At 63.0% G+C, this 24,465-nt stretch carries 20 protein-coding genes; 17 read left to right on the top strand and 3 right to left on the bottom strand.

The genetic code is table 11. The features are described 5' to 3' along the window. Positions 1-636, top strand: a complete 636-nt coding sequence (locus tag EB812_RS00615) for an HAD family hydrolase (RefSeq protein WP_118228972.1) — start codon at positions 1-3, stop codon at positions 634-636. Continuing rightward, on the top strand, positions 633-1,721 hold the full coding sequence (locus EB812_RS00620; protein WP_118228971.1) for a hypothetical protein: 1,089 nt from the start codon (positions 633-635) through the stop codon (positions 1,719-1,721). Before EB812_RS00615 ends, EB812_RS00620 begins: the two co-directional genes overlap by 4 nt. A 39-nt stretch (positions 1,722-1,760) precedes the next feature. Here EB812_RS00620 and EB812_RS00625 read toward each other — a convergent pair whose 3' ends face one another. Further along, the gene (locus EB812_RS00625) at positions 1,761-6,155 is read right to left on the bottom strand and encodes an acyl-CoA dehydratase activase (protein WP_118228970.1); all 4,395 of its coding nucleotides are present in this window, start codon (positions 6,153-6,155) and stop codon (positions 1,761-1,763) included. 307 nt (positions 6,156-6,462) lie between these two features. Continuing rightward, positions 6,463-7,788, bottom strand: coding sequence for a M23 family metallopeptidase (locus EB812_RS00630; RefSeq protein ID WP_118228969.1), 1,326 nt, complete (start codon positions 7,786-7,788; stop codon positions 6,463-6,465). Positions 7,789-8,000: 212 nt separating this feature from the next. Here EB812_RS00630 and EB812_RS00635 point away from each other — a divergent pair, with 212 nt between their 5' ends. The 13 genes from EB812_RS00635 to EB812_RS00695 all read left to right on the top strand — a co-directional run bounded on the left by EB812_RS00635 (position 8,001) and on the right by EB812_RS00695 (position 19,935). Further along, complete coding sequence (locus EB812_RS00635) at positions 8,001-8,612, top strand: protein-L-isoaspartate(D-aspartate) O-methyltransferase (RefSeq protein ID WP_118228968.1); 612 nt, start codon at positions 8,001-8,003, stop codon at positions 8,610-8,612. A 33-nt stretch (positions 8,613-8,645) separates the two neighbouring features. After that, positions 8,646-9,533 (top strand): Mrp/NBP35 family ATP-binding protein, encoded by an 888-nt coding sequence (locus tag EB812_RS00640; RefSeq protein ID WP_118228967.1) that lies wholly within the window; start codon positions 8,646-8,648, stop codon positions 9,531-9,533. A 180-nt stretch (positions 9,534-9,713) separates the two neighbouring features. Beyond that, entirely contained in the window at positions 9,714-10,277 is a 564-nt protein-coding gene (gene pgsA, locus EB812_RS00645; protein WP_118228966.1) for a CDP-diacylglycerol--glycerol-3-phosphate 3-phosphatidyltransferase, read from the top strand. Beyond that, positions 10,274-10,528 (top strand): hypothetical protein, encoded by a 255-nt coding sequence (locus tag EB812_RS00650; RefSeq protein ID WP_118228965.1) that lies wholly within the window; start codon positions 10,274-10,276, stop codon positions 10,526-10,528. Before pgsA ends, EB812_RS00650 begins: the two co-directional genes overlap by 4 nt. Further along, a complete protein-coding gene (locus tag EB812_RS00655; RefSeq protein WP_118228964.1) occupies positions 10,525-10,836 on the top strand; it encodes an FtsB family cell division protein in 312 nt (103 codons plus the stop codon). Before EB812_RS00650 ends, EB812_RS00655 begins: the two co-directional genes overlap by 4 nt. Further along, on the top strand, positions 10,833-11,900 hold the full coding sequence (locus tag EB812_RS00660; RefSeq protein ID WP_130957706.1) for a tetratricopeptide repeat protein: 1,068 nt from the start codon (positions 10,833-10,835) through the stop codon (positions 11,898-11,900). The genes EB812_RS00655 and EB812_RS00660 overlap by 4 nt, the downstream gene beginning before the upstream one ends. A 149-nt stretch (positions 11,901-12,049) precedes the next feature. Beyond that, positions 12,050-13,591, top strand: a complete 1,542-nt coding sequence (locus EB812_RS00665; RefSeq protein ID WP_118228962.1) for a hypothetical protein — start codon at positions 12,050-12,052, stop codon at positions 13,589-13,591. A gap of 178 nt (positions 13,592-13,769) precedes the next feature. Further along, on the top strand, positions 13,770-14,777 hold the full coding sequence (gene fbp / locus EB812_RS00670) for a class 1 fructose-bisphosphatase (RefSeq protein WP_118228961.1): 1,008 nt from the start codon (positions 13,770-13,772) through the stop codon (positions 14,775-14,777). Between the two features lie 277 nt (positions 14,778-15,054). Continuing rightward, a complete protein-coding gene (gene tsaD, locus EB812_RS00675; protein ID WP_130957707.1) occupies positions 15,055-16,131 on the top strand; it encodes a tRNA (adenosine(37)-N6)-threonylcarbamoyltransferase complex transferase subunit TsaD in 1,077 nt (358 codons plus the stop codon). Between the two features lie 222 nt (positions 16,132-16,353). Further along, positions 16,354-16,677, top strand: coding sequence for a thioredoxin (gene trxA / locus EB812_RS00680; RefSeq protein ID WP_118228959.1), 324 nt, complete (start codon positions 16,354-16,356; stop codon positions 16,675-16,677). Continuing rightward, on the top strand, positions 16,674-17,600 hold the full coding sequence (trxB, locus tag EB812_RS00685) for a thioredoxin-disulfide reductase (protein WP_118228958.1): 927 nt from the start codon (positions 16,674-16,676) through the stop codon (positions 17,598-17,600). Before trxA ends, trxB begins: the two co-directional genes overlap by 4 nt. Further along, positions 17,593-18,324: an outer membrane protein assembly factor BamD gene (locus EB812_RS00690; RefSeq protein WP_118228957.1), complete on the top strand. Its 732-nt coding sequence runs from the start codon at positions 17,593-17,595 to the stop codon at positions 18,322-18,324. The genes trxB and EB812_RS00690 overlap by 8 nt, the downstream gene beginning before the upstream one ends. A 144-nt stretch (positions 18,325-18,468) precedes the next feature. After that, positions 18,469-19,935, top strand: coding sequence for a cation-efflux pump (locus EB812_RS00695; RefSeq protein ID WP_118228956.1), 1,467 nt, complete (start codon positions 18,469-18,471; stop codon positions 19,933-19,935). A gap of 526 nt (positions 19,936-20,461) precedes the next feature. Here EB812_RS00695 and yihA read toward each other — a convergent pair. Further along, positions 20,462-21,094 carry a ribosome biogenesis GTP-binding protein YihA/YsxC gene (gene yihA, locus EB812_RS00700; protein ID WP_118228955.1) on the bottom strand — a complete coding sequence of 211 codons (633 nt, stop codon included), beginning with the start codon at positions 21,092-21,094 and terminating at the stop codon, positions 20,462-20,464. Between the two features lie 237 nt (positions 21,095-21,331). Between yihA and efp the strand changes: the two genes are divergently transcribed. After that, a complete protein-coding gene (gene efp, locus EB812_RS00705; RefSeq protein ID WP_118228954.1) occupies positions 21,332-21,889 on the top strand; it encodes an elongation factor P in 558 nt (185 codons plus the stop codon). Positions 21,890-21,954: 65 nt separating this feature from the next. Beyond that, the gene (locus tag EB812_RS00710; protein ID WP_242621152.1) at positions 21,955-24,423 is read left to right on the top strand and encodes a DNA translocase FtsK; all 2,469 of its coding nucleotides are present in this window, start codon (positions 21,955-21,957) and stop codon (positions 24,421-24,423) included. The last annotated feature ends 42 nt before the right edge of the window (positions 24,424-24,465 follow it).

Consider the following 24,465-nt stretch of genomic DNA (forward strand, 5'->3'; position numbering starts at 1 on the left):
ATGGCTTTGCAATGCCTTGTGTTCGACTGCGACGGCGTGCTGCTGGACAGCGTGCCCATCAAGACGCGGGCCTATGCCCGCATTGCCGAACCCTTTGGCCCTGAGGCCAGGGACCGCATGGTGCTGTACCATACCCGGCACGGGGGCGTAAGCCGCTATAAAAAGTTCGCCTGGTTTTACCAGGAAGTGCTGGGCCGGGAGATCACGCCTGAGGAATCCGACGCGCTGGCCCGCCAGTTTGTGGACTATTCTCTGGAAGAGGTACGGCGCTGTCCGTTTATCCCTGGTGCGGAAGAAACCTTGCGGCGCTGGCGTGGCGTGCTGCCCATGTACGTTTGTTCCGGTGCGCCGGATGAGGAAGTCAAGGCCGTGCTGCGCGAACGTGGCTTAAAGGATTACTTTATTGGCATCCACGGTTCGCCGCCGGCCAAGGCCGAAGTTCTCAGGCACATTGTCGCGCCTCTGCCCCTGGCTCCGGAAGACGCGCTCATGGTGGGCGACGCCCCCACGGACCGGGACGCCGCCGCACAGGTGGGCACGCTGTTTTATGGCGTGGGGCCGGAGCTGCAAGGCGGGGAACATCCTTGGGGGCCTGACCTCACGGGGCTCAATGAATGGATTGCGGCCCGGGTATGACGCGCAGAACCGCCGTATTTTTTCTCCGCAGCCGCAAGCCTGCGGCCCGTGCTCTGGCCCGACGGCTGCCCCGGCTGCTGGCCCCTGTGCTGGTGTATCCCCTGCTGGCCTTGGTGGCGCTGTCGCTCACGGCTTGCGACAATGACAGCAAAGAGACGCCGACGACGTCAACAACGACTTCGGCGGCCCTCCAGCATGCCGCCAAGGGCCAAAATCAAACCGCCGACCAGCCGCAACCAGCTGACAGTGACCAAGCCCTTCCCTTGCCCACGGAGGTGGAGCGGGCAAAGGCCGACGCCGTGGTGGCCTTTTATAACGACGCGCTCAATGCGTTGGCTTCCGGCCGCTACGGGCAGGCCGATCTGCTCATGGTGCAGACCCGTTACTATCTGCAGGAATGGCAGTTGCTGCCTCGCCCTGAGGCTTCGGGCGACGAAGACCGCGCGCTGGCCCGGCAGCTGACGCCGCCCGCCGGGCTGCTGCCGGAAGCGGACGCGACGCTGCTGGTCCGCCAGGCGGAAATCATGGCCAAAACCGCGGCCAGCATCAGGGCGGATTATCGTGCGTTGGAGCGCTACGTTAAGGACGTGGACATTCAGGACGACGGGGTCAAGGGTCGGGCCTTGGCGGCAAGCATGGAAAAAGCGCACGCGGAGTTTGCGGCGGCGCGGGAAAGTTATGTGCGCACGGTGGAGGCCCATGCCGTGACGGCCGAGGGCCTGCTTTTGCGCGGACACCCGTTGCGGCGGCAGATTCTGGCTGCGGAGCGGGTGTTTGCCGGCTGCGGCGCGGTTGCCCGGCTGCTCACGCCGCCCGTGCCGGACCATGCGGCCTTGCGCGCACAGCTGCATGATCTGCGGGCGGCTTTGGCCACGGCTGGCCGCCCGCCCTTTCTTGCTGCACCGGAGGTGGAGCGCCTGTTCCGCGCCTTTCTGAAAACGGCCGCAGGGTATGAAACCCTGTTGGCGCAAGGGGTGGAGGCACAGTTCTTCAGCGCGCCCCTGCGCCAGCGCATGAACGACGCCGTGCGCAACAGCCGCGCCGCCTACAATGCCTTTGTGCGCGCCGCCAACACGGAGCAATAAAAGAAAAGTTCCCTTCCCCCCATATTTTCCCCCATACATCTACCCCGGCAGCAAGCCGGCCAGCTGTGGGAGCAGGGAGATGGCAGCCGAAAGGGTGCGGCGGGCGACCGCGCGGCGTTCCGCCACGGGCCGTGTGCGGGCCACGGGGCTTGCGGCGGGCTGCGGCGCTTCCTGTGTCTCTCGGCGTTCCTTGGCCAAGGCCATGAACAGGCGGATGCGGTTGAGCTGGTTGGCCTCGCTGCTGCCGGGGTCGTAGTCAATAGCCATGATGTTGGCTTCTTCGTGCAGGCGGCGCACGGTCTTGAAGGAGCCGCGCCCCACCACATGGTTGGGCAGGCAGCCAAAGGGCTGCAGGCAGAGCACGTTGTTGACGCCGTGGTGCATGAATTCCAGCATTTCTGCGGGCAGCAGCCAGCCTTCGCCAGCGGCGTTGCCCAGGGAGAGGGCCTGTTCGCCCAGCTGGGCCAGGCCGTCAATATGTGCCACGGGCATAATTTTGTCTGCCAGCGGGGAGCTCGCCAGCAGGGCACGCGGGCCCCGGCGCAGTTTTTCCACCCGGCGGATGGCCAGAGCGCTGCCCAGGGCCGCCAGGGTAGCGCCGCCCTGGGCCCGCCAGTCATAGATGGAATCCATCAGACAGTAGAGCATGAAGTTGGTCAGGTCCGGCAGGAGCGGTTCGCCGCCTTCCTGACGAATCTGGGACACGATATGTTTATTGGCGTCCTCGTGGTAGGTAAGGAGGATTTCGCCCACCACGGCCACGCGCGGACGTGGGGCCACATCCAGAGGGATTTGTTCAAAATCGCGCAGCAGGCGGGGCATCTGCTTCTGAAAGGCGTCCACATCGCCTTTGCGAACGCTGGGGGCCAGGGTGCGCAGCCAGGCCTGGGTGCGGTCTTCGGTGTCGCCCTTATGGCGTTCGTGGGTGCCTGTGAACAGCGAGAGGCGCTGGAGCATATCGCCGCCCAGCATGCCGAGAACCATGCGCCCCAGCAGGGCGCGGGAGGGTCTGAATCCGGGCTGGTTGTTTGCGCCGGAGGAGCTGAGCCGCAGAACGGGTACCTGTGGAAAGCCGCACTCCCGCAGCGCCTTGCGCAGCATGCCGGGGTAGTTGCTGGCCCGGCATGGGCCGCAGGTCTGGGAAAAGAGCAGGGCCGTACGCGCGGGGTCGCAATGCCCGTCGCAAAGGGCTTCCAGCAGCTGGCCGATGGCCACAATAGCCGGGTAGCAGGCGTCGTTGTTCACATAGGCCTGGCCCAGGTCCACGGCCCTGGCACTGACCTCAGGCAGCAATCGCACCTGGTGGCCTTCGCCCTCCAGGGCTTCCACCAGCAGGGGAAAGTGCAGGGGGGCCATTTGGGGCACCAGGATGGTGTGGCTGGCGGCGTGGTGTCGGGTGAACGCGGTCGGAGCGGCCAGAAGTGCGGCTCGTTCCGCCGTTGCGGCTTCGGAACGGGAACGGGTCACGGCCAAGAGCGAACGGATGCGGATGCGGGCCGAGGCCAGGGCGTTGCCCTCGTCCATCTTGATCAGGGTATAGAGTTTGCCGCTGGCACGCAGCAGCTCACGCACCTGATCCGTGGTGATGGCGTCCAGGCCGCAGCCGAAAGAGGTAATCTGCACCAGCTCCACCCGCGCGCCGGCGTGGTTCGCTTGCCCCACCCAGGCGGCCGCGCGGTACAGTCGGGCAGGGTAGGTCCACTGGTTGCGCACGCGCAGGCCCTGCAGCAGAGGGCTGTCCATGCCGCCATGGGGGATGGCGTCTTCGCTGATGACCGCCGCCCCCAGACCGGCAATGAACTCCGGCAGGCCGTGGTGCACCTGTGGATCCACATGGTAGGGCCGGCCGGCCAGCACCACCAGGGAGCCGTGGTTGCGCCGCACGTCGTCATAGATGCGGTTGGCTTCTGTGCGCAGTTCGTGCCAGTAGCGGCGTTGTTCTTGCGAGGCCAGGCGTACGGCGGCCCGCACCTGGGCGCGGGGCAGGCCAAATTCTCGGCAGAGGTTGCGCACCAGGGAGGCCGTGTGGGTCAGGTTGACAAAAGGGGCGTGCAGCACGGCTCCGGCTTGGGCCAGTTCCGGCAGATTTTCGCGCACCACCTGCGGGTAACCGCAGGCCACAGGGCAGGAGAAGGTGTCGCAGAGTTCGGGAAATTCCTGCGCTTCGCGCGGGATGCAGGGGAAGAAGATGTGCTTTATGCCCCGGTCCAGCAGGGCCAGGACATGCCCATGGGCCAGTTTTGCCGGGTAGCAGACGCTCTGTGAAGGCACGGAGGTCAGACCCGCCGCGAACAAGGCGCGGTTGGTGGGCGGGGAGACTTCTACCCGGTAGCCCAGGTTGGTAAAGAGGGTAAACCAGAAGGGGTAGTGCGTGTACATGTTGAGCACGCGCGGAATGCCCAGCCGTCCGCGGGGCGCGGCGTCCTCCGGCAGCGGTTCATAGCGGAAGAGGCGTTGGTTTTTCCAGGCAAACAGGTTGGGGGCGGGCGGCGCGGCCCCCCGGCGGGATTCGCTGAAGCGGTCGCAGCGGTTGCCCGCAATATGACGGGTGCCGTGGGAAAAACGCGTTTCGGTCAGCAGGCAGTGGTTGCCGCAGTCTCGGCAGCGGAAGCTGCGGGTACGCATGACCAGGCTCCGGATGAGCGCGCCGGAGAGCGGCGAGCGGGCCCTGGCGTCGGCCAAGGTCTCCTGGGCGGACAAGGCCGCGCCAAAGGCCCCCATGAGCCCGGAAAGGGCTGGTCGGTACACGGGGTGGCCCAAGGTGCGCTCCATGGCGCAGAGCAGGGCGTCATTGAGAAAGGCCCCGCCCTGCACCACCACATGCTCGCCCAGTTCAGCCACACTTTTGATGCGCAGCACCTTGTCCAGGGCGTTGCGCACTACGGAATAACACAGCCCGGCCGCAATGTCCGAAACCTGCATGCCTTCTTTTTGTGCCTGGGTCACCTTGGAGTTCATGAAGACTGTGCAGCGCGAGCCAAGGTCTGCCGGGTGGGCGGCAAAGAGGGCCAGCCGGACAAATTCCTCCATGTCCAGGCCCAATCCGCGTGCGAAACTTTCCAAAAAAGCCCCACAGCCGGCGGAGCAGGCCTCGTTGAGGTTCACATCGCTGATGACGCCGTTTTCCACCTTCAGGCACTTCATGTCCTGGCCGCCGATGTCGATGACGTAGCTCACCTGGGGCGCCAGACGCAACGCCGCCTTGAAGTGCGCCAGAGTTTCCACCAGCACGCAGTCCACTCCCAGGGCGGATTCCGCCAGATGGGCCCCGTAGCCTGTCGCTCCGGCCCCGGCCAGCCATGCGCCTTCCGGAATTTTGTCCAGCATGTCGGCCAGGGCGGGCAGCAGGGTTTGCAGCGGGTTGCCGCCGTTGGAGGCGTAGCGCCAGTCCAGCGGGGTCTGCCCCGCGTCCATAAGCACGGCCTTGACGGTGGTGGAACCCAGGTCCAGCCCCAGATACAGGGGGCCTCTGGCGGCGGTGAGCAGCCCCTTTTGCGGCTGGGCCGGGGCCGGCTGGCGTTCCCTGAAGGTCGCATAGGCCTGCTCGTCGGCAAAAAGCTGGGGCAGGGCGCGAGCCGTGATCGGCAGGGGTTCGTCCACCAGGGCGGCGGCCCGCTCGGCCAGGCGGGACAAATCTACCGCCGTGTCGTTGCCGCGCACGCACAGGGCCGCCCCTATGGCGGCGGCGCATTGGGCGTGGGGCAGGGCCACTACGGCTTCCGGCTTCAGGTTGAGGGAGGCGATGAAGAGCTTTTTGAGCTCCGGCAGAAAATGCAAGGGGCCGCCCAAAAAGGCCACCTTGCCTGCAATGGGCCGGCCGCAGGCCAGACCGCCGATAGTCTGCTCCACCACAGCTTGCAAAATGGAGGCCGCAATGTCCTCGCGGGGCACGCCGCCATTGAGCAGGGGCACAATGTCCGTCTTGGCGAACACGCCGCAGCGCGAAGCAATGGGGTAGAGGGTTGTGTGACGCGCGGCCAAGGCGTTGAGCCCTCCGGCGTCGGTATTGAGCAGACGGGCCATCTGGTCGATGAAGGCCCCTGTGCCGCCGGCACAGGATTCGTTCATGCGCAGTTCCACATCCTGCCCGAGGTAGAGCAGCTTGGCGTCCTCGCCGCCCAGCTCCACGGCCACTGTGGTGTCTGGTGCGGCGTGGCCCACGGCGCGGGCCGTGGCCAGCAGTTCCTGCATGAAGGGAAGGTCGAGCCGCGCGCCCAAATCAAGCGCGCCAGATCCGGTGATGGCGGCGACAACGCGCGTGCCGGGACGGCGGGTCGCCAGATCCGTCAGCAGACCGGCGAGGGTGGAGCGCACCGCAGTGCCGTGTCTGTTGTAACGAGTTTCCAGAACATGGCCGTCGGCGTCCAGCAAGGCCAGTTTTACTGTAGTGGAGCCGATATCCAGGCCCAGCAGAGCCGCAGAATTCGGTAACACGGGCAAGTCCTCATAGTGCCGAAGGGGTGTGGGCGAAGGCGGGCTTGCAAAGCAAAAAATGTGCGTAAGGCACAAGAAAGGCGCCGCCAGAGCCGCGGGCGAGCGCGCCGCCTTCCGATACGTTTTCAGGCTAGCGGATTGCCCAGAAATTACAAGGGGCCTGGTGAGTTTTTTTTCACTTACAATTTTTTGTCGTCGGTGGGCAGAAGGAAAACGCTTTTGTCAACGCTTCAGACAAGACGACAACGCGGCTCCCGTACTGCTGCGGGGGCCGCGTTGTCATGGTCTTTTACTGCAATAAGTTGCCCTATGGGGCATTGGAGGCGTCCAGACGGCCAGTGATGTTGTCGCGGATCCACTTGGGGTCCAGCCACTCCAAAGGAGTGACTTCCACACCGCCCACCAGAATACCGAAGTGCAGATGGTCGCCGAAGGCCAGGCCCGTGCTGCCCGTGTGGGCAATGGTTTGTCCTTTCTGTACCACATCGCCCACCTTGACCTGGATGTCGCTGAGGTGAGAGTAGAGCGACATGAGCCCCAAGCCGTGATCGATGACCACCAGGTTGCCGTAGATGCCCAGCTCGCCCGTAAAGACTACGCGCCCGCTGTTGGCCGCCGGCACCTCGGCGTTGCGGACAGAAGCCAGGTCAAAGCCCAGGTGGTAGGATTCGCCCACCAGCTTGCCCTGGTAATTGTAAAATCGGTGGTCGGCAAAGCCCGCCCGGGCAGCGGAACGCGGCAGCCTGGCAAAAGCGCCGCTCCAGAGCATGGCGGCGGCGGTGTTTTTGCCGATTTCGCGCAGGGTCTGGGCATTGGCCGCACGCACATTGTTATTGATATAGAGGTAGCAGTCCAGGGGGTTGGCAACCTGCGGGGCCAGGTGTTGCAGTTTGTTCTGCACGCTCATGAGGAAGTTGTCGCTGAGCTCCAGGCTGTCACTTTTGAAGGTGCGTTCGTAAGCCATGACTGTAAGACGGCTTTTGGTCACGTTGCCGGCCAGGTCTGTGGCGGTGATTTCTACGCTGTTTTTGTATTCGCGGGCGGGCATGGTGTAGGGATAGGGGAAAAAGCAGATGTAACTGCCGTCTTTTTGCTGGTAGCCGGGCACAAAATAGCCCGCCACCAGCACGCCGCTGTCGCTCACGTCTTCATCAACAGTATAGCGCACTACGGCGGCGCCGCCCCGTCGCACGTTGGGGGGCAGCGTTTTGACAGAAATGCGCGGCGGCTGGGTATCCAGGCGCATGGCCATCTGTACGGTGCGGGTGTTGCCCTGGCCGAAACCGGCCAACGAGCCGTCAGTGGCGCGGATTTCCAGATCAAAAGCGCCTTCGTGCAGGTTGGCGCCGGCAAGGGGCACCTCCACCGTGCGTTCCGGCAGATATTTTTCAAAATGCTTGCTGAAGATGGTGTTCAGCGTATTGTTTTTACGCACGCCCACCGTGACGGCGCGGATGCCCGAAGCATCCTTCATGGCGATCTTGATCACGCTGGCGGGCGACACCCGGCCTGTCTGCGGCTGCACAACAACCTGCGGCCCGTCCAGATCTTTAAAAAAAACATATCCGCCGGCCGCCAGAACGGCCAGTACGATAAACCCCAGTATTGTCGAAAGCATGTTTCGTTTGCGCATATCTACTCCTGCTCTTGCTACCCCGGTAAGCCTTGCACAAAGCGAAGCTGTTTTCAAGGAAAAGTCTGGAAGTTTTCATAACACGCCCGTACCGCATTGACTTGCGGGACAAAATCTGGTTTCACTTCCGCCATATGAATGACGGTAGTTTTACAGGCGGTGAAAGGCGGGCTCCTCAAACCAGGGTGGACCCTCGACGCCTGCGTCAGCGCATGGTGCGTGAACAGCTGGAGGCTCGCGGCATTACGGATTGCGGCGTGCTTGCAGCCATGGGCAGCGTGCCGCGTCATCTTTTTGTGCAGGAGGCCCTGCGGGCCCAGGCCTATGAGGATACGCCCCTGCCCATAGGCTACGGCCAAACCATTTCGCAGCCCTATATTGTTGCGCTCATGAGCCAGCTGCTGGAGGCGCGCCGGGGCATGCGCGTGCTGGAAATAGGCACGGGTTCGGGCTATCAGGCGGCGGTGCTGGCCAGCATGGGCTGCGTGGTTTTTACAGTGGAGCGCCTGCGTGAGCTTTATCAAAGCACTGCGCCGCTCTTGCGGCAACTGGGGCTTCGCAGTATTCATATGCAAAGGCGCGACGGCACGCTGGGCGTGCCCGAAGCCGCGCCTTTTGACCGCATCATTGTTACAGCGGGCGGGCCCGAAGTGCCTCCGCCGCTGGTGGACCAGCTCGACGAGGGGGGCATTTTGCTCATCCCTGTGGGCTCCCGGCCCCGCACCCAACGCCTGCTGCGCCTGCGCAAAACGCAGGGCCGCGTAAGCCGTGAAGACCTGGGGCCGGTCATTTTTGTGGATCTGGTGGGCGACCACGGCTGGTAAGCCTGCGCCGCCGCCGCAATAAGAGGAGACGTCATGGCTTCGTGTGCATCCTGTTCCCAGGCGGGCGGCTGTTCCAGCGCCACGACCAAGGGAGGAGACGGCAACTGCGGCAACCCCATGGCCCAGCAGGACAAGGCCATCGCCGCACGGCTCGGCCACATCCGCCACAAGATTTTTGTTATGAGCGGCAAGGGCGGCGTGGGCAAAAGCTCCGTTACTGTCAATACGGCCGCAGCCCTGGCGCACAAGGGCTACAAGGTGGGCATTCTGGATGTGGACATCCACGGCCCCAGCGTGCCCAACCTGCTGGGCCTCACCAGCACCGTGGAGATGGACGAAACCACCCACGCACTGCTGCCCGCAGCCTATGACGAAAATCTTGCCGTCATTTCCATGGATACTCTGCTGCAGGACAAAGACCAGGCCGTTCTGTGGCGCGGACCCAAAAAAACCGCCGCTATCCGACAGTTTATCTCTGACGTGCAGTGGGGCGAACTGGACTTTCTGCTGATTGATTCGCCCCCAGGCACCGGCGACGAGCACATGACCGTGCTGCAGTCCATTCCGGATGCGCTCTGCGTGGTGGTTACCACCCCGCAGGAGATTTCGCTGGCCGACGTGCGCAAGGCCATCAATTTTTTGCAGTATGCCAACGCCACGGTGCTGGGCGTGGTGGAAAACATGAGCGGCCTTATCTGCCCCCACTGCCATCAGGAAATTGACCTGTTCAAAAAGGGCGGCGGGGAGGAACTGGCCAAGCGCTACGGGCTCCGTTTTCTGGGGGCCATTCCTCTGGACCCGGCCTCGGTGGTCTCTGCGGACAGGGGTGTGCCCGTGGTTTCTCTGGAAGGCGAATGCGCCGCCAAAACCGCCTTTGCTCACCTGGCCGACGCCATTGCCGCTGCGGCCGACGCCAAGTAGCGCCCGGCGATCTGCGCAGTTGCCGTTGTGAGCCCCCGGCAGTGGGCAGACGCATTGTCGCAGCATTCCTTGCACGCCCCCGACGGACGTCCAGCCCGCGGGGGCATTTTTTTCTTCTTTTCTCGCGCCCCGTTTTGTGCTACCCAGTAAAAAATCTGTTTGGACCGAATTCGAGGAATGATGCTTAACCTCGCAAACAAAATCACGCTGTTACGAATCCTCATGGCCCCTCTGGTGGTCATCTTGCTTTATTTTGAAGGCCCGGTCACCTGCATACTGGCGGCCTTGGCTTTTATTTTTGCCTCGATCACCGACTGGGCCGACGGCTATATTGCCCGGCGCTCCAATACGGTCACCAGTATGGGCAAGTTTCTGGATCCGCTGGCAGACAAGGTGCTTATCTGTTCCATACTGATCATGTTTGTGAAGCTGGCTTGGGCGCCGGCCTGGGTGGTCATCGTTATTGTCTGCCGCGAGCTGGTGGTCACCGGCCTTCGGGCCATTGCCATTGACGAAGGCATAGTGCTGGCGGCGGACTATCTGGGCAAGGTCAAGACCGTGCTGCAGATTCTGGCCGTGGTCCCGTTGACGCTGCACTATCCGCTCTGGGGCTATGATCTGCACATGGTGGGGCTTGTCCTGCTGTACGCGGCCATGTTGCTGGCTGTGGGCTCTGGCTTCAATTACTGTTACAATTTTTACCGCCGGGCCTGTGCCGGGCAGGCCGATGAAACACGTCTATGAGCACCCTGCAGCTGCGTCTTAAAAATTGCCTGCAAACTATCCTGGAGCTGGAGCCGGATATGCGCTCGGGCCGCTGGGGGCGCTGCTTCGACGCAGAGCTGCGCACCTTGCGTCAATATCTGCGGCAGGTAGACCAGATGGACCTGGCCGAGGATGACGTGCGCCGCCTGGAAACCGCCACCACAACCCTGCTGGCGGAGTTGCGCCGCACCCGCCGCTGCCCGCCCAGAAACGGAAGGATACTGCAATGACCTTCTGGCGCACTGTTATTCTTGTGGTCCTGGCGCTTATCAATCTGGTGCTTTTCGGCCGTATGGTCTGGGGCCCCACAGGGCTTCTGGAATACCGCGAACTGAAGCGCCAGTATGCGGATATGGAAAGGCGCATCGCTGATCTGGATGCCGGAAACATGGCCATCAGCCGTGAAATACGCCTGTTGCAGGCGGACAACCAGTATGTGGAAAAGGTCATCCGCCAACGCCTGCACTACGTGCGTGACAATGAAGTGCTCTACCTTTTTGACGGCGCGGACAGGCCGGAGCAGGAGCCCAAGCCATGACGGAAAAAATCGATTGGTATAAAGAAGTCTTGGAACTGGAGCCCAACTCCAAGGTCTTTTATCCTTTGTCCCGCCTGCTGGCCGAAGCCGGGCGCACGGACGAGGCCGTGGACACCCTGGAGCAGGGACTTGCCCGGCATGAAGAATTTCTTGAAGCGCGCCTTTTTTTGGTGGAGCTTCTGCATCAGCTCGGGCAGGACACGGCCTGCACGGCGCAACTGGACCGTCTGGGCCAGGTGTTTTCCGCCCATGCGGGCTTTTGGCGGGCTTTCGCGGCCTGCGCAGCTACCCGTGAGGCCGCCCCGGATACGGCGGCCGCTCTGCAGTTTCTGGCGCTCTATTTTGCGCACGGCCCCGTGCCGCTGCACCTGGTGGTGGAGCGCGGGGTGGCCAGCTACTGGGCCGAGGCGGACCAGCCTTCCACCGCCAGGCCCACGGCTCCGGCCGTTTCTTCTACGGCGAAGGCCGCTGCCGGGCCTTCCCCCACCGCATCCCGGATGTCGGAGTGCGTGCCCAGTCCGACCGTCACCCCCACAGCAGCGGCCGTAGCCGAGGACATCAGCGCGCCGGTGCCGTTGGAAGATGACAGCTTTGCCCGTTTTGACCCGGATGCGGCCATGGCGGACGAAAGCGAACTGCCGGGCCTCGATACCCTTGAGGCCGCCGCGCTTCCTTCTGCCGCATCTGCGCCCGAGGCCGCGGCAACGGATTCCGACGCCGCAGCCCCCCGGCCCCCGGTCGCTCCCGGGCCCACCGTGGAGCAGACTGCCGGCGGTGAAGAGGCTTTTTCGCTGCGCACCCGTTCCATGGCCGAAGTGCTGGCCGAACAGGGCGACATCAAGGGCGCGCTGGACATTTATCACGAATTGGCCGCTGCGGCTGTGGACCCGGAGGAAATCGCCGACCTGCGCCAGCGCATATCCACGCTCAGCGCGCGCCTGGGCGGCGGCCCCACAGCGTCCGCGCCGGCAGCTGATCCGGCTCCGAGCGCCGGCGGTAAAGAGAAACTTATCACCATGCTTGAGGCCCTGGCCGGGCGGGTGGAAGCCCGGGCGCACGGCTGAAAGGCTGTTGCCGCGAGGGCCGACCCTTTTGCGTGGCGGTCTGACGTGTTGCACTACGCACACAACCAGCGCGAGGTGACCATCGCGCCTCGGGTCCGCGTCTTTGCGTTGGCCCGTGCGTCATCTGTTCTTACCTGGGAGTAAACACGGTGTTGAAATCCTACGCGCGGTATTTTTCGCTGCTGCTGGTGGCGGTTCTGTACCTCACCGGGTGCAGCTCATACCAGCCTACCAAGAATATCTGGAAAAGCACCAAGGGCTTTTGGAATACCTATGTGAGCCCGCCGGCTTCGGTGGATTATAGTGAAAAAGGCACGCTTTCGCCTCAGGCTCTGGCCCTGACCCACAGCATGATGGGGCTGGACCTGGAGCTTTCCAAGTTGGAGCGGGTCATGATGAATGCCGACAAGCCCCCCACGCGGGAATGGGTGAACAACCTTTTTGCTTCTTTCCCCTGGCTGGACGGCTTTGCCGGCGTCAAATACGACGGCACCATCCTGGGACAGGAACCGGCCACGCCGCTGAAGCAGGTGGATTTCATCCCTCTTCTGTATGAAGACAAGAAGCAGAGCACCAGAGCCCTGCGGGCTGATGTGCAGAACACCCCGCTGGGACCGGAAGTGCTGCTGGCGGCCCCCCTGTACGACGGTACGGATTTCCTGGGCGTGGTGGCAGCCTATTTCGACATGCGCACCCTCCTGCAATACTCGCAAAGCCCGGAAGACATGGTCATCCTCTCGCCGCAGGCGCTGCTCTGGCCCGGCAAATACGATTTTGCCGCCACCCCCCTGGCCAGCGTCAACTGGGATGAAGTGGTCACCAAAAGCTCTTCCGGCACCTGCACCAACGCCACGGGCGTCTTCTATTACATGGTCCGCTACCTGGGGAACGTGCCTTTGGTGTTTGCCGTGCCCCAGTCAGGCAATTTCCCCAAGGGTTCCGGTGATGTGGGGCAGGGCTTGGCCTTCTTCCCCAAGGAGCGGGAGAAACTGCCGCCCCCGCCCATGCCGGAACGTAAAAATAAAACGGACCTGAGCCAGAGCTTGGCTTTGCCCAGCGCCGCCCAGCCCGCTCCGGACGGTGAACCGGCCGCCCAGCCCGAAGGCGCGTCCAGGGGCCAGTCCGCCAATACCAATGATATTCAGCCCGGCAGCCACGACAGCGTGCTGCTCAAAAAACAGCGCCAGGCAGAAAAAGCCAAGGTGCGCGAACGGCAGCTGGAAGGCGAAAATACGCCTGTGGAACGGGTGGAGCGGCCCAGAGTGCGGCCCGCGCCCAAGCCCCAACCCAAGCTGCCGCCAGCCAAGGGCCTGAACCTGGATGAAGACCTGGAGATGCCCACACTGCCCGGCGGACGCCCCAGCCCCTTTGGCCCGCATGACGACGCACCGCAGCCCGGCGAGGCCAGCCCGGCGGCCACAAGCGCAACGCCTGCAGGTCAGGACGCCGCCCCGGCCGCAGCATCCGCAAAAGCGGCGCCGCAAGGCGGCACGACCACGCCACCGGCTGACAGTGCGGCCCCCGCAAGCCCGGCGACCGCAACGCAGAAAGCGGCTTCGGCAACTTCTGCCGCACCGCAGGCTCCGGCCAAGCAGGCGGAAACCGCCCCCGAAAACGATGCTTCCGCCGGCCAGGAGTCGCCGGCTATCTTGCCGGGTGGACGTCCCAGCCCCTTTGGTCCTAAGAACTGATCCCGTGGCCCCGTCCCACGAGCACCGATTGGTGGGGCGGGGCCGGTTGGGAAATCCATTTCGCCTTTGTTGCGGAAAGGCAAATTCCTGACGCAGGTTGGGCGCGGCCCACTGCAAATTTTTTCTCCGATCATTCTCTGCCCGTGTCTTCCACGGCTGTGAGAAAAAGGAGTCCTTTATGGCCGATATTACGGTTACCGAGCATCTGCTGCTGCACCAGAAGCGCAGCCCGCAGGCCACGGGCCAGTTTACGGGCCTGCTTTACGACCTGATCCTTTCCGGCAAGAGCATTTCTCGCCGCATTAATAAGGCCGGGCTGCTGGATATTCTGGGCGGCACGGGCGAAGTGAACGTGCAGGGCGAAAACGTGCAAAAAATGGACGCCATCGCCAACCGCATTATGCTCTACCGCATGGAGCGCTGCGGCGCGCTCTGCGCCATGAGTTCCGAGGAAGAAGCGGAGCTGGTCCGCGTGAGCCCGGAGTTTCCGCGCGGGGACTATATTTTGATATTCGATCCCCTGGATGGTTCGTCCAATATCGACGTCAACATCAATGTGGGCACCATTTTTTCCATCCTGCGCAGGCCCGAAGGGCACACTGGTGAAGTGACGCTTGAAGAAGTGCTGCAGCCCGGTTGTCAGCAGGTGGGGGCGGGCTATATTCTGTACGGTCCCTCTACCATGCTGGTGCTCAGCACGGGGCAGGGCGTGCACGGCTTTACCCTGGACCCCGGCGTGGGCGAATTTCTGCTTTCTCATCCCAATATGCGCATTCCCGAACAGGGTCGCATTTATTCTGTCAACGAAGGCAACTGGAAGAACTGGGATGAACCCACTCGCGAGGTGCTGCAGTGGTTCCACAACTGCGAAACCCCGGACGGCACCTCCTATTCCGCGCGTTATGTGGGCGCACTGGTGGCGGATTTTCACCGCACGCTGATCTATGGCGGCATCTACCTCTATCCTTCTGACCACAAAAAACCGCAAGGCAAGCTGCGCCTCATGTGTGAGGCAAATCCGCTGGCTTTTCTGGCGGAACAGGCCGGAGGCAAGGCCAGTGACGGCAAGGGGCGCATTCTGGAAAAACAGCCCGACCGGCTGCACGCGCGCACGCCGCTCTTCATCGGTTCCGCCAACGACGTCACCGCCGTGGAGCGCATCTACGCCCGGTACGCCCAGGGGTAGCAAAGGCCTTTCCCAAGGCAGACAAGCGCCCCGCCCAGGGGCGCTTGGTCACGCCAATAAACTGGCCTGTGCGGTGCAGGCTCTGCCGTGTTCTGTGTGCGCCAGCCGTGGAATTGCAAAAAAAAAGCATAGTAAAGGGGGCGTGAAGGGACGGGAACTTTTGGCCAGCCTCGCCCGTTACGGCAAAGGATGGTATGGGCAACGGCAGCAGCGCCCTAAAAGTTCTTTCCCTGAGAAAAACGCGCCCTTCATTTTGTCTGTCGCCTGTGGAGGCTGCATGTTGTGTCTTGGCATAGAGAGCTCGTGTGACGAAACCGCTCTAGCCTTGGTGGAGGACGGCCGACTGTTGGACGCAGTGCTGGCCAGCCAAGCGGACGTGCACGCCCTGTTCGGGGGCGTGGTGCCGGAACTGGCCTCGCGGGAGCACTGCCGGTACATGGGGCCTTTGCTGGATGTGTTGCTGCGCCGCAGCGGACGGCAGGCCGCAGACCTGGATCTGGTGGCCGTGGCGCGGGGGCCGGGGCTTCTGGGCAGCCTGTTGGTGGGGGTGGCCTTTGCCAAGGGGTTGGCGCTGGGCTTGGGTTCGCGTTTTTTGGGCGTCAACCATCTGCATGCCCACCTGCTGGCAGCGGGACTGGAAGAGGCAATAGCCTTCCCTGCTCTGGGGCTTCTGGTTTCTGGCGGGCATACCCATTTATACCGCATGGAGGCCCCGTGGCGGCTGCGTCTGCTGGGGCGCACGTTGGACGACGCCGCCGGCGAAGCCTTTGACAAGGTAGGCAAAGTCTTGGGCCTGTCCTATCCCGGCGGGCGGCTGCTGGACGCCCTGGCCCGCGAGGGCAGGGCTGATCCGCGGCTTTTTCCCCGGCCGTATCTGGACAACGACAACCTTGATTTCAGTTTCAGCGGGCTGAAGACGGCCGTGGCCGTCCACGCGGCAGCGCATCTGGCAGGCATGGTCTGGCCGCGTCCGTTAACGCGCACGGAGGACGCGCCACAGGCGCTCAAGGACTGCTGCGCTTCCTTCAATCTTGCGGTGGTGGACACGCTCTGCGCCAAGGCCGAGCGCGCCCTGGACCGTCAGCCCGATCTGCGCACCCTGGTGCTGGCCGGCGGTGTGGCGGCCAACAGTCTGCTGCGGGAGCGGGTGTGCGCGCTGATGCAGCGGCGAGGGGGCAGGGCGCTTGTGCCGGGGCCGCAGCTCTGCACGGACAACGCCGCCATGATTGCCCATGCGGGCTGGCTGTTGGGCCGGGAAGGCTTTTATCACGACCTGCGCATGGAGGCCATTCCTCGGGGCAAGGCCCTGCCCGACGATATGTTGCAGACGGCGTGGGGCGCGTGTCCGCAGTAGGGCGGGGCAGCCGGCAGGGGAGGGGCGTCCCGCCTATAGACGAGTCGAACACTCCGAAATGGTTGTCGTCCTGTTGTGCGGTTCTGTGAGATTGGCTTGACAGGTGGCACGTTGATATCTACTCTCACTCAGTACAAAAGCGCCCCCAAAGTTTCCGGGGCTCCGACCGGCGAACGGGCGCTTCTGGCGCCATGCGCCAAAAAACAACGTAAGGAGAATGTTATGGCTGAACAGGTCACTGACGCCACCTTTGAAAGCGTTGTTCTTAAATCCGACCTGCCCGTGCTGTTGGATTTTTGGGCTCCCTGGTGCGGCCCCTGCCGTGCGGTAGGGCCCATCATTGATGAACTCGCTGGGGAATACGCCGGCAAGGTGCGCATCGTTAAGATGAATGTGGACGAAAATCCCGCCACGCCCACCAAGTTCGGCATCCGGGCCATCCCCACGCTGGTCCTTTTCAAAAACGGCGAGACGCTGGAGCAGATCACCGGGGCCGTCACCAAGGCCGCCATGAAGGATCTGCTGGATACAAAGGCTCTGGCATGAAGTCTTACGACGCCGTTGTCATCGGCGGTGGTCCCGCCGGCATAACTGCGGCCATGTATCTGGCGCGGTCCGGCTGCTCCGTGCTCATGCCGGAGCAGCTGGCCCCCGGCGGTCAGATTCTGCAGACGGAAGCCATGGACAATTATCCCGGCTTTCCCAAGGGCATCAAGGGCTACGAGCTGGCGGACCTGTTTGCCGCACATCTCGAAGGCCTGGCCATTGACCGGCCCGCCGCTGCGGTGGAATCCGTCAGTGGATCGGCAGGGCAGTTTGTGGTGCGGGCGGGCGGTGTGGAATACGGGGCCAGAACCGTTGTCGTCTGCTCCGGCGCACACCACCGGAAGCTGGGCCTGGAAGGCGAGGACCGCTTGCGCGGGCGTGGGGTTTCCTACTGCGCGTTGTGCGACGGCAACTTCTTTCGCAACCAGACTGTAGCCGTGGTGGGCGGCGGCAATGCCGCGCTGGAAGAATCCCTGTATCTGTCCAAACTGGTGAGCAAGCTCTATCTCATCCACCGGCGCGACGAATTCCGGGCGCGTAAAATTTATCAGGACAAGCTGACCGAACAAAGCGACAAGATCACCCTCTTGCGCAGCAGTGTGGTCACCGCCCTGCACGGCGAAAAAGAGCTTACCGGCCTGACGGTTAAAAATCTCAAAAGCGGCGAAGAAACCCTGCTGCCCGTGAACGGCCTGTTTGTGTATGTGGGTTTTTCCCCGTCCACAGGCTTTTTGCCGGCAGATCTGGCCAAGGACGAGCAGGGCTTCATCATCACCGATACAGAAATGCGCACCAATATTCCTGGTATTTTCGCGGCGGGCGACATCCGTTCCAAACTTTGCCGTCAGGTGATCACCGCCGCCGGTGACGGTGCAACGGCCGCCCAGGCGGCGTTTGTTCTCATGGAACAACTCCATGCCTAAAAAACTGCTCCGCTCTTTTGTGTTGGCTGTCTGCATGTTCGCCGTTTCAGGTTGCGGCATCATAGACCTCATCTATCTGCCGCCGGCTGAAGACACCGCGCAGGAGATTTTTGAAGCCGCCAACGACGCCATGAGTGAAAAAAACTATGTGCGCGCCGTGGAACTGTACAACAAACTGCGCGATAACTACCCCTTTAGTCCCTATACTGTAGACGCTGAGCTTTCATTGGCAGACGCCTACTATCTGGACGAGGAGTATGCGCTCGCGTCAGAAACGTACAAGGATTTCGAATCGTTGCACCCCCGGCATGAGGCCATACCCTATGTGCTCTACCAGACGGGCATGTCCCTCATGAAGCAGTTCCATTCCATCGATCGGGCCACCACAGAGCTGGAAGCCGCCTACGAATACTTCAACCGACTGTGTCAGACCTTCCCCGACTCGCCGTACGTCAAGAGTGCGCAGGAGAACATGATTGCCTGCCGCAAGCTCATGGCCGAACACGAGCTGTATATTGCGGACGTGTTCTGGCACATGAAGAAATATGGTCCTGCCTGGCGTCGCTACGACTACATCGTCAACAGCTTCAAAGATGTTCCGGAAGTAGCCGAGCACGCCAAGGAAAAAAGTTTGGCCGCCTACCACAACTATCGTGAAGACCAGGCCAGACTCACGCGGGAAAAACGCCAGGGCTCCTGGAAAGAATGGTTCACCTGGCTGTAGCGTTTTAGCACCCCGGCACGCACGGTCGTGGCTTGTGGGGCGCGTCTGAAAATCCGACCACCTTTTCCCGGCTGGGTGTGCCCGCCGGGAAAAGGTGGTCGCGCAACCGGGCCTGCACACGGACCGGAACAGTACGAGAGCGGCATGGCAACCGCACCAGCCCCTGTACCCACATCAGAAAGCAACGAAAAACAAAAAGCCGCAGTGGTTTCCCTGCTGGCCGCGCTGGGGCTTACCCTGCTCAAACTGGCCGTGGGCCTGACCACCAACAGCCTGGGCATTCTTTCCGAGGCCTTGCACAGCGGCCTGGATCTCCTGGCCGCAGCCATGACCCTGCTGGCCGTGCGTATTGCCGCCAAACCCGCGGACCAGGGGCACCCCTACGGCCACGGCAAGGTGGAAAACCTCTCTGCTTTGGGTCAGACCTTGCTGCTTTTTCTGACCTGCGTCTGGGTGGTGCATGAAGGCGTGACGCGTCTGCTCGCCGGGGCCAGCCCTGTGACGCCCTCACTTTGGGGCGTGGGCGTCATGGCCGTTTCCATGGCCGTGGATATTAACCGCGTGCGCATCCTGCGCCGGGTGGCCCGCCGCTATAAAAGTCAGGCCCTGGAGGCCGACGCCCTGCATTTTTCCACGGATATTCTGTCCTCGGCCGTGGTGCTGGCCGGCGTTCTGGCCGTCTGGCTGGCGGCGGCGCTGCGCCTGCCAGAGCCCCTGCACCGGATGCTGGCGCAGGCCGACACCGTGGCCGCGCTTCTGGTGGCGGTCATTATTTTCCGCGCCAGCCTGCACATGGCCGCCACGGCGGTAAACACGCTCATGGATTCCGGTTCAGCCGAAGCGCAGCAGGGCGTGATCCGGGCCGTACAGGCCGTGCCGGGCATAGCTGAAGTGCGTCGCGCGCGGGTGCGCGTGAGCGGCCCGCAGAGTTTTGTGGACCTTACCGTGGGGGTTGCGCCCGGCCTGCGTGTGTCCGATGGGCACCGTCTGGCCCACGAGGCGGAAGTGGCCGTGGCTGGGGTGCTGCCCGGCGCGGACGTCACCGTACATGTGGAACCCGCCAAGGTGCGGGGTGCGGGCGATCCTTTTGCCCTGGTGCAGCGGCTGGCCTCAGAGCATGGCCTTGCCGTGCACAATGTGCACATTCTGCACGCAGATACGGGCGCACGCATTGAGCTGCATGTGGAGTTGCCGGGCGACACGCCCTATGCCCAGGCCTACGCCCGCGTGGGGAACTTTGAAGCGGGCCTAGGCAAAGCCTTGCCCGGCGTGGAAGTGCTGAGCCACCTGGAGCCGGAAAATCCCGTTGCCGCACAGGAAGCCGGGGCCGCCGTGTCCGTGCCTCTGGCGGACATGGCCTGGGAGGAAATCCGCAAGGCCACGGCACAGGAGCCGCTGGTCAGCAACCCACACCGCTTTGCCACCTACACCCTGCCAGAGCAGGGCGTCTGTCTTTCCTTTCACTGCGGCGTCAATGGCACTCTCAGCGTAGAAGAGGCCCATACGGTCTGCAACCGTCTGGAGCAGCGCATCCGTGCGGCGGTGCCCTTGGTGGGGCGCATCGTCATCCACATGGAGCCGGAAGCCCCTGCCGGAGGAGTCCGGGCCTGAAGCCGGGAAGTTTAGCATCTAGAGCAGTTTACGAATGAAATGAGTTAATTGCTCTGCAAGGATTTTCTTGAAAATCCTTGCCACGAAATGCGAGAAGGCAGGCTTTGCCTGCCGTAAGCGAGCATTTCAAGTGTTTAAATATTCTAGAGAAGATTGCCTTTGAGAATGTGTATTCTCAAAGGTTACGGCACGCTCGTTCCGGCGCTTACCCGAGCAAATACATAGCGCTGCTGTCTTTGCCCGTAACTTCCTTTGTTGTAATGGGCCAAGCTCCTGCGTCGCACAACGGCTGCAGCTACGCTTGCGCGCCACGGCGGGCAGGCGGCGGTCGTCTGCTTACGCAACCGCCAGAGCATGTTAACGTTGCAATGCCGCGATGGAGATTGTGCAAAGAAAAGCCGCGTCTCTGCGGTTTGGTCGCGACGCTGCGCAACTGACGTGGGCCGGCATCCCCGTGGCGGGCGTTTCCGGCGGAAAGCATTCCCTGGTGGGCCTGCTCCGTGCAGTGCGGATAGCGCTCACTGCGTTATTCCAGACAGGCTTGTCTGCTCTCTTTTTCCACAGCTGCAGAGCCGTCCGCCGGGGATATGCCTGCCGCCGCACCAAGGCAGCGCCACAGTTCGTCCAGCCCCAGGCCTGTGGAGGCGGCCGTCAGCAGCGGGCGGCGGGGCAGCAGGGCTTCCCATTCCTTTTGGCGGGCGGCGCGTTCGCGCTGGTTGCATTTGTCGGCCTTGGTCAATATGGGCAGCAGGGGCAGGCCGTGGGTGCGGGCAAAATCCACCAGGTTTTTGTCCAGCTGCTGCGGGGGCAGGCGGCAGTCCAGCAACAGGGCCAGAGCACGCAGGGCCTGGCAGCCCAGAAAGTATTTTTCCATGAGGCGGGCCCACTTTTCTCGTTCAGCATGGCTGGCGCGGGCATAGCCGTAGCCCGGCAGATCCACCAGGTAAAAGCCCGTCGGCTCCACGCGGTAAAAATTGATGGAACGTGTCTTGCCCGGCGTGGCGCTGACCTTGGCCAGCTTGCGACGACCGGCCAGGGCGTTGAGCAGGGAGGATTTGCCCACATTGGAGCGGCCGGCCAAAGCGATCTGCGCCTCGGGACGGTCCATGAGCTGATCGGGAGTGTAGACCGTGGCTTCCAGAGCAAGGGTAGGGCGCATACAAACCTCATGTGTTGCTTGAAGGCTGTGCCTTGACAAGCGCCTGATGTTGGATAAGAAGTATGGATTCACAGCGCTGCCCTACGGCAAGCGCTCTTTACGGTAGCCGCTCTCGCTCCCCTTGGCAAATGCCGGCTGACCCGGCTGCCCGGCGGCGCAGGGTCCGAATGGGCCCGGTCGCGCGCCGGGAGTGTGCGCGATGCACCATCCCGAATCCGCTTTTATGGAGGAAAACCCATGTATTCAACCACGGATTTCCGCAAGGGCCTGAAGATTGAAGTGGAGGGCACCCCTTACGAAATTGTGGAGTTTCAGCACTTCAAGCCCGGCAAGGGCGGCGCGATGGTGCGCACCAAGCTGCGCAACATCCTCACTGGCCGTATGCAGGACATCACCTTTCGTTCCGGTGAAAAGGTGGAGAAGCCCGATCTGGAAACCCGCGACATGCAGTTTCTTTATCGTGAAGACGATAATCTCATTTTCATGGATATGACCTCCTACGAACAGATGCAGATGCACATCAACGCCACGGACGGCAAGGAAGGTTTCCTTAAGGATGGGCAGGAATGTCGCGTGCTGTTCTACAAGGGCAATCCGCTGGATGTGGATATTCCCCTGAGCCTAGTGCTGGAAGTGGTGGAAACCGAACCCGGCGCCAAGGGCGATACGGTGAGCAACGTCACCAAGGCCGCCAAGCTGGAAACCGGCATCTCGGTTCAGGTGCCCATTTTCGTCAATGAGGGCGACCGCATCAAGGTGGACACCCGTACCAAGGAATACCTGGGTCGGGAATAGTCCTGTCCAGGGAGGGTAGCCCTACGGATTCCCACAAGTTCAGTCGCGAGCTTTTCGGCCTTTTTCTGCTGTTCTGGGCTTTACTGCTTCTGCTCAGCCTGGGCAGTTTTGACGCCAATGACCCCAGCCTCAACCATGTGGTCAGCGGCGCGGCAGTGGTGCACAACAAAGCGGGGCTGTTCGGCGCTTACGCTGCAGGTTTTCTTAACGACGTGTTTGGCGTGGTGGCCCTGCTTTGCCCGCTGGCTTTTGGGGCGCTGGGCGCTGCGTGCATTTCTCCCGCTTACAGTCTGCATTGGCTGCGCTGGTGCGGCTTTTTCCTTATGACGCTCTGCCTGCTGGTGCTGGCGGCGGCAGGGGATTTTTCCGTGGGCGACCTCTGGGGCGGCGGCATGGTGGGCAGCGCCCTGCACAATAACGCCAGCCACTATCTCAGCCCCGGCGGTTCAGCCCTGCTCTGGCTGTTTGTGGCCCTGGTGGGCACGCAGCTGGCGGGCAATATCTCCTGGTTTACCCTGGCCGGCCGGCTGGGGCGCTGGCTGCACGCCCGCTGGCTGACCTGGCGGGAAAAGGCCGCGCAAAAAGAAAAAGCGTCCGCTTCCGAAGCTGTCAGCTTTGCCGAGCCGGAACCTGCGGCAGCAGGCGCGGAAGAGACTCCCGTGCTGGATCGCCTGCTGGCCCGTTGGCGCCTGCCCGCGCGTGATCTCTGGACCAGGCTGCTGGATAAACTGGGCGACATCCGGCCCACTGCAGGGCGGCTGCCCAGGGTCTATGAGGACGGTAACCCCATAGATGCGCCTGGGTCGGGCAGTTTGGGGGCAGCTGACTCCGGCACGGAGCAGCCTGACGCGGACGCCCCACCCGTTAAAGGGGCGGATTCCGTGGCTCCGGGCACGGCGTCGGGCTTTGCGCTTGACGATGACCCCTTCCCCCGGGCTGAAGCCTTCGGGCCTGCGACGCCTTCTACGCCTGTCGCGCCTGCCGACGCGGCAAAGCCGCAACCCGCTCCTGAAGAAGCGCCTGCCGCTCCCGCCCCTGAGGAGAAAGCCCCGCGCGGCGGTGGGGTGCGGGCCGCTTTGGCCCCCCTGCTGGGCAAAAAGGCCCCCATTCCTCTGCCTGGCCTGGACCTGCTGGCCCCCCCGACCAAAACGGCGGGCGGTCCGGCCCGGGAAGACCGGGAGGCCAGGGGCAAGGCCCTTATCGCCTGCCTCAAGGATTTTGACATTCAGGGCGAGCTGGTGCGCATTACACCCGGCCCCGTGGTCACCATGTATGAAGTGCGCCCGGCGCCCGGCATCCGGGTGAGCCGCATCGCCAATCTGAGCGACGACCTTTCCTTGGCCCTCAAAGCCATTGCCGTACGCATCCAGGCCCCCATACCCGGCACGGACACCGTCGGCATAGAGATCCCCAATGAGAACCGTGAAACCGTCAATTTTCGCGAGCTGGCGGCCTGCGAGGCCTTCCGCAAGGGCTGCGGCCCTCTGACCATGATCCTCGGCAAGGACATTGCCGGGCAGCCCTACATGGCCGATCTGACCCGCATGCCGCACCTGCTGGTGGCCGGGGCTACTGGCGCGGGCAAAAGCGTCTGCCTCAACGGCATCCTCATCAGCCTGCTTTACCGCACGCAGCCGGAAGACCTGCAGCTTTTGCTGGTGGACCCCAAGCGCATCGAAATGGCCGTGTATGCCGACGAACCGCACCTGGTGCACCCCGTGGTCACGGAAATGAGCGAGGCCAAAAACGCCCTGGACTGGGCCGTGCACGAGATGGACCGCCGCTACGAAGCCATGGCCCGGCTGGGCGTGCGCAACGTGGCCGGCTTTAACCAGAAGCTGGCCGCCTACAAAAATGACCTGCCGTCCGACTTTGCCGACCTGGAGCCTTTGCCTTATCTGGTCATTGTCATCGACGAGCTGGCGGACCTTATGATGACCGCCGCCCGCGAGGTGGAAACCAGCATTGTGCGTCTGGCCCAGCTGGCCCGCGCGGCGGGCATCCACATGATTCTGGCCACCCAGCGCCCCAGCGTGGATGTGGTCACGGGGCTGATCAAGGCCAATTTCCCCTGCCGCATTTCCTTCCAGGTCACTTCCAAGCACGATTCGCGCACCATTCTGGACCAGGTGGGCGCGGAACACCTGCTGGGCCGGGGCGACATGCTCTTCAAGCCCAGCGGCGGCCGTCTGCTGCGCCTGCACGGCCCCTTCCTGAGCGACGAGGAGGTGCAGCGCGTGGTGGCCCACTGGAAGCGCCACCTGCGGCCTTCCTATAAGGTGGATTTTGCGCAGTGGAGCCCGGAAGCGGCCAACGGCGGTTCCGGCGGCGGTGGCGGCGGCGATGCGGCCCAGGATCCTCTGTATAGCGAAGTGCAGGTTTTTGTAAGCGAGCAGGGCAGGGCCTCCATATCCCTGGTGCAACGGCGTTTCAAAATCGGTTTCAACCGCGCCGCCCGCCTGGTAGAGCAACTGGAGCAGGACGGCATCATCGGCCCGGCCGACGGCAGCAAACCCAGGGCGGTGGTGAAGTAACCCTCGCCCCGCGGCGGCCCGGACGCCGGACCAGACACCTTT

Origin of the sequence: Desulfovibrio legallii (genome assembly GCF_004309735.1) — a bacterium.
GTDB lineage: Bacteria > Desulfobacterota > Desulfovibrionia > Desulfovibrionales > Desulfovibrionaceae > Desulfovibrio > Desulfovibrio legallii.

Coding starts and splice junctions, on each gene's coding strand:
- EB812_RS00620 (WP_118228971.1), top strand. CDS start 633: ATGACGCGCAGAACCGCCGTATTTTTTCTCCGCAGCCGCAAGCCTGCG.
- EB812_RS00695 (WP_118228956.1), top strand. CDS start 18,469: ATGGCAACCGCACCAGCCCCTGTACCCACATCAGAAAGCAACGAAAAA.
- EB812_RS00640 (WP_118228967.1), top strand. CDS start 8,646: ATGGCTTCGTGTGCATCCTGTTCCCAGGCGGGCGGCTGTTCCAGCGCC.
- EB812_RS00660 (WP_130957706.1), top strand. CDS start 10,833: ATGACGGAAAAAATCGATTGGTATAAAGAAGTCTTGGAACTGGAGCCC.
- trxB (WP_118228958.1), top strand. CDS start 16,674: ATGAAGTCTTACGACGCCGTTGTCATCGGCGGTGGTCCCGCCGGCATA.
- EB812_RS00630 (WP_118228969.1), bottom strand. CDS start 7,788: ATGCGCAAACGAAACATGCTTTCGACAATACTGGGGTTTATCGTACTG.
- EB812_RS00615 (WP_118228972.1), top strand. CDS start 1: ATGGCTTTGCAATGCCTTGTGTTCGACTGCGACGGCGTGCTGCTGGAC.
- yihA (WP_118228955.1), bottom strand. CDS start 21,094: ATGCGCCCTACCCTTGCTCTGGAAGCCACGGTCTACACTCCCGATCAG.
- EB812_RS00690 (WP_118228957.1), top strand. CDS start 17,593: ATGCCTAAAAAACTGCTCCGCTCTTTTGTGTTGGCTGTCTGCATGTTC.
- fbp (WP_118228961.1), top strand. CDS start 13,770: ATGGCCGATATTACGGTTACCGAGCATCTGCTGCTGCACCAGAAGCGC.
- tsaD (WP_130957707.1), top strand. CDS start 15,055: ATGTTGTGTCTTGGCATAGAGAGCTCGTGTGACGAAACCGCTCTAGCC.
- EB812_RS00635 (WP_118228968.1), top strand. CDS start 8,001: ATGGTGCGTGAACAGCTGGAGGCTCGCGGCATTACGGATTGCGGCGTG.
- EB812_RS00650 (WP_118228965.1), top strand. CDS start 10,274: ATGAGCACCCTGCAGCTGCGTCTTAAAAATTGCCTGCAAACTATCCTG.
- EB812_RS00655 (WP_118228964.1), top strand. CDS start 10,525: ATGACCTTCTGGCGCACTGTTATTCTTGTGGTCCTGGCGCTTATCAAT.
- pgsA (WP_118228966.1), top strand. CDS start 9,714: ATGCTTAACCTCGCAAACAAAATCACGCTGTTACGAATCCTCATGGCC.
- efp (WP_118228954.1), top strand. CDS start 21,332: ATGTATTCAACCACGGATTTCCGCAAGGGCCTGAAGATTGAAGTGGAG.
- trxA (WP_118228959.1), top strand. CDS start 16,354: ATGGCTGAACAGGTCACTGACGCCACCTTTGAAAGCGTTGTTCTTAAA.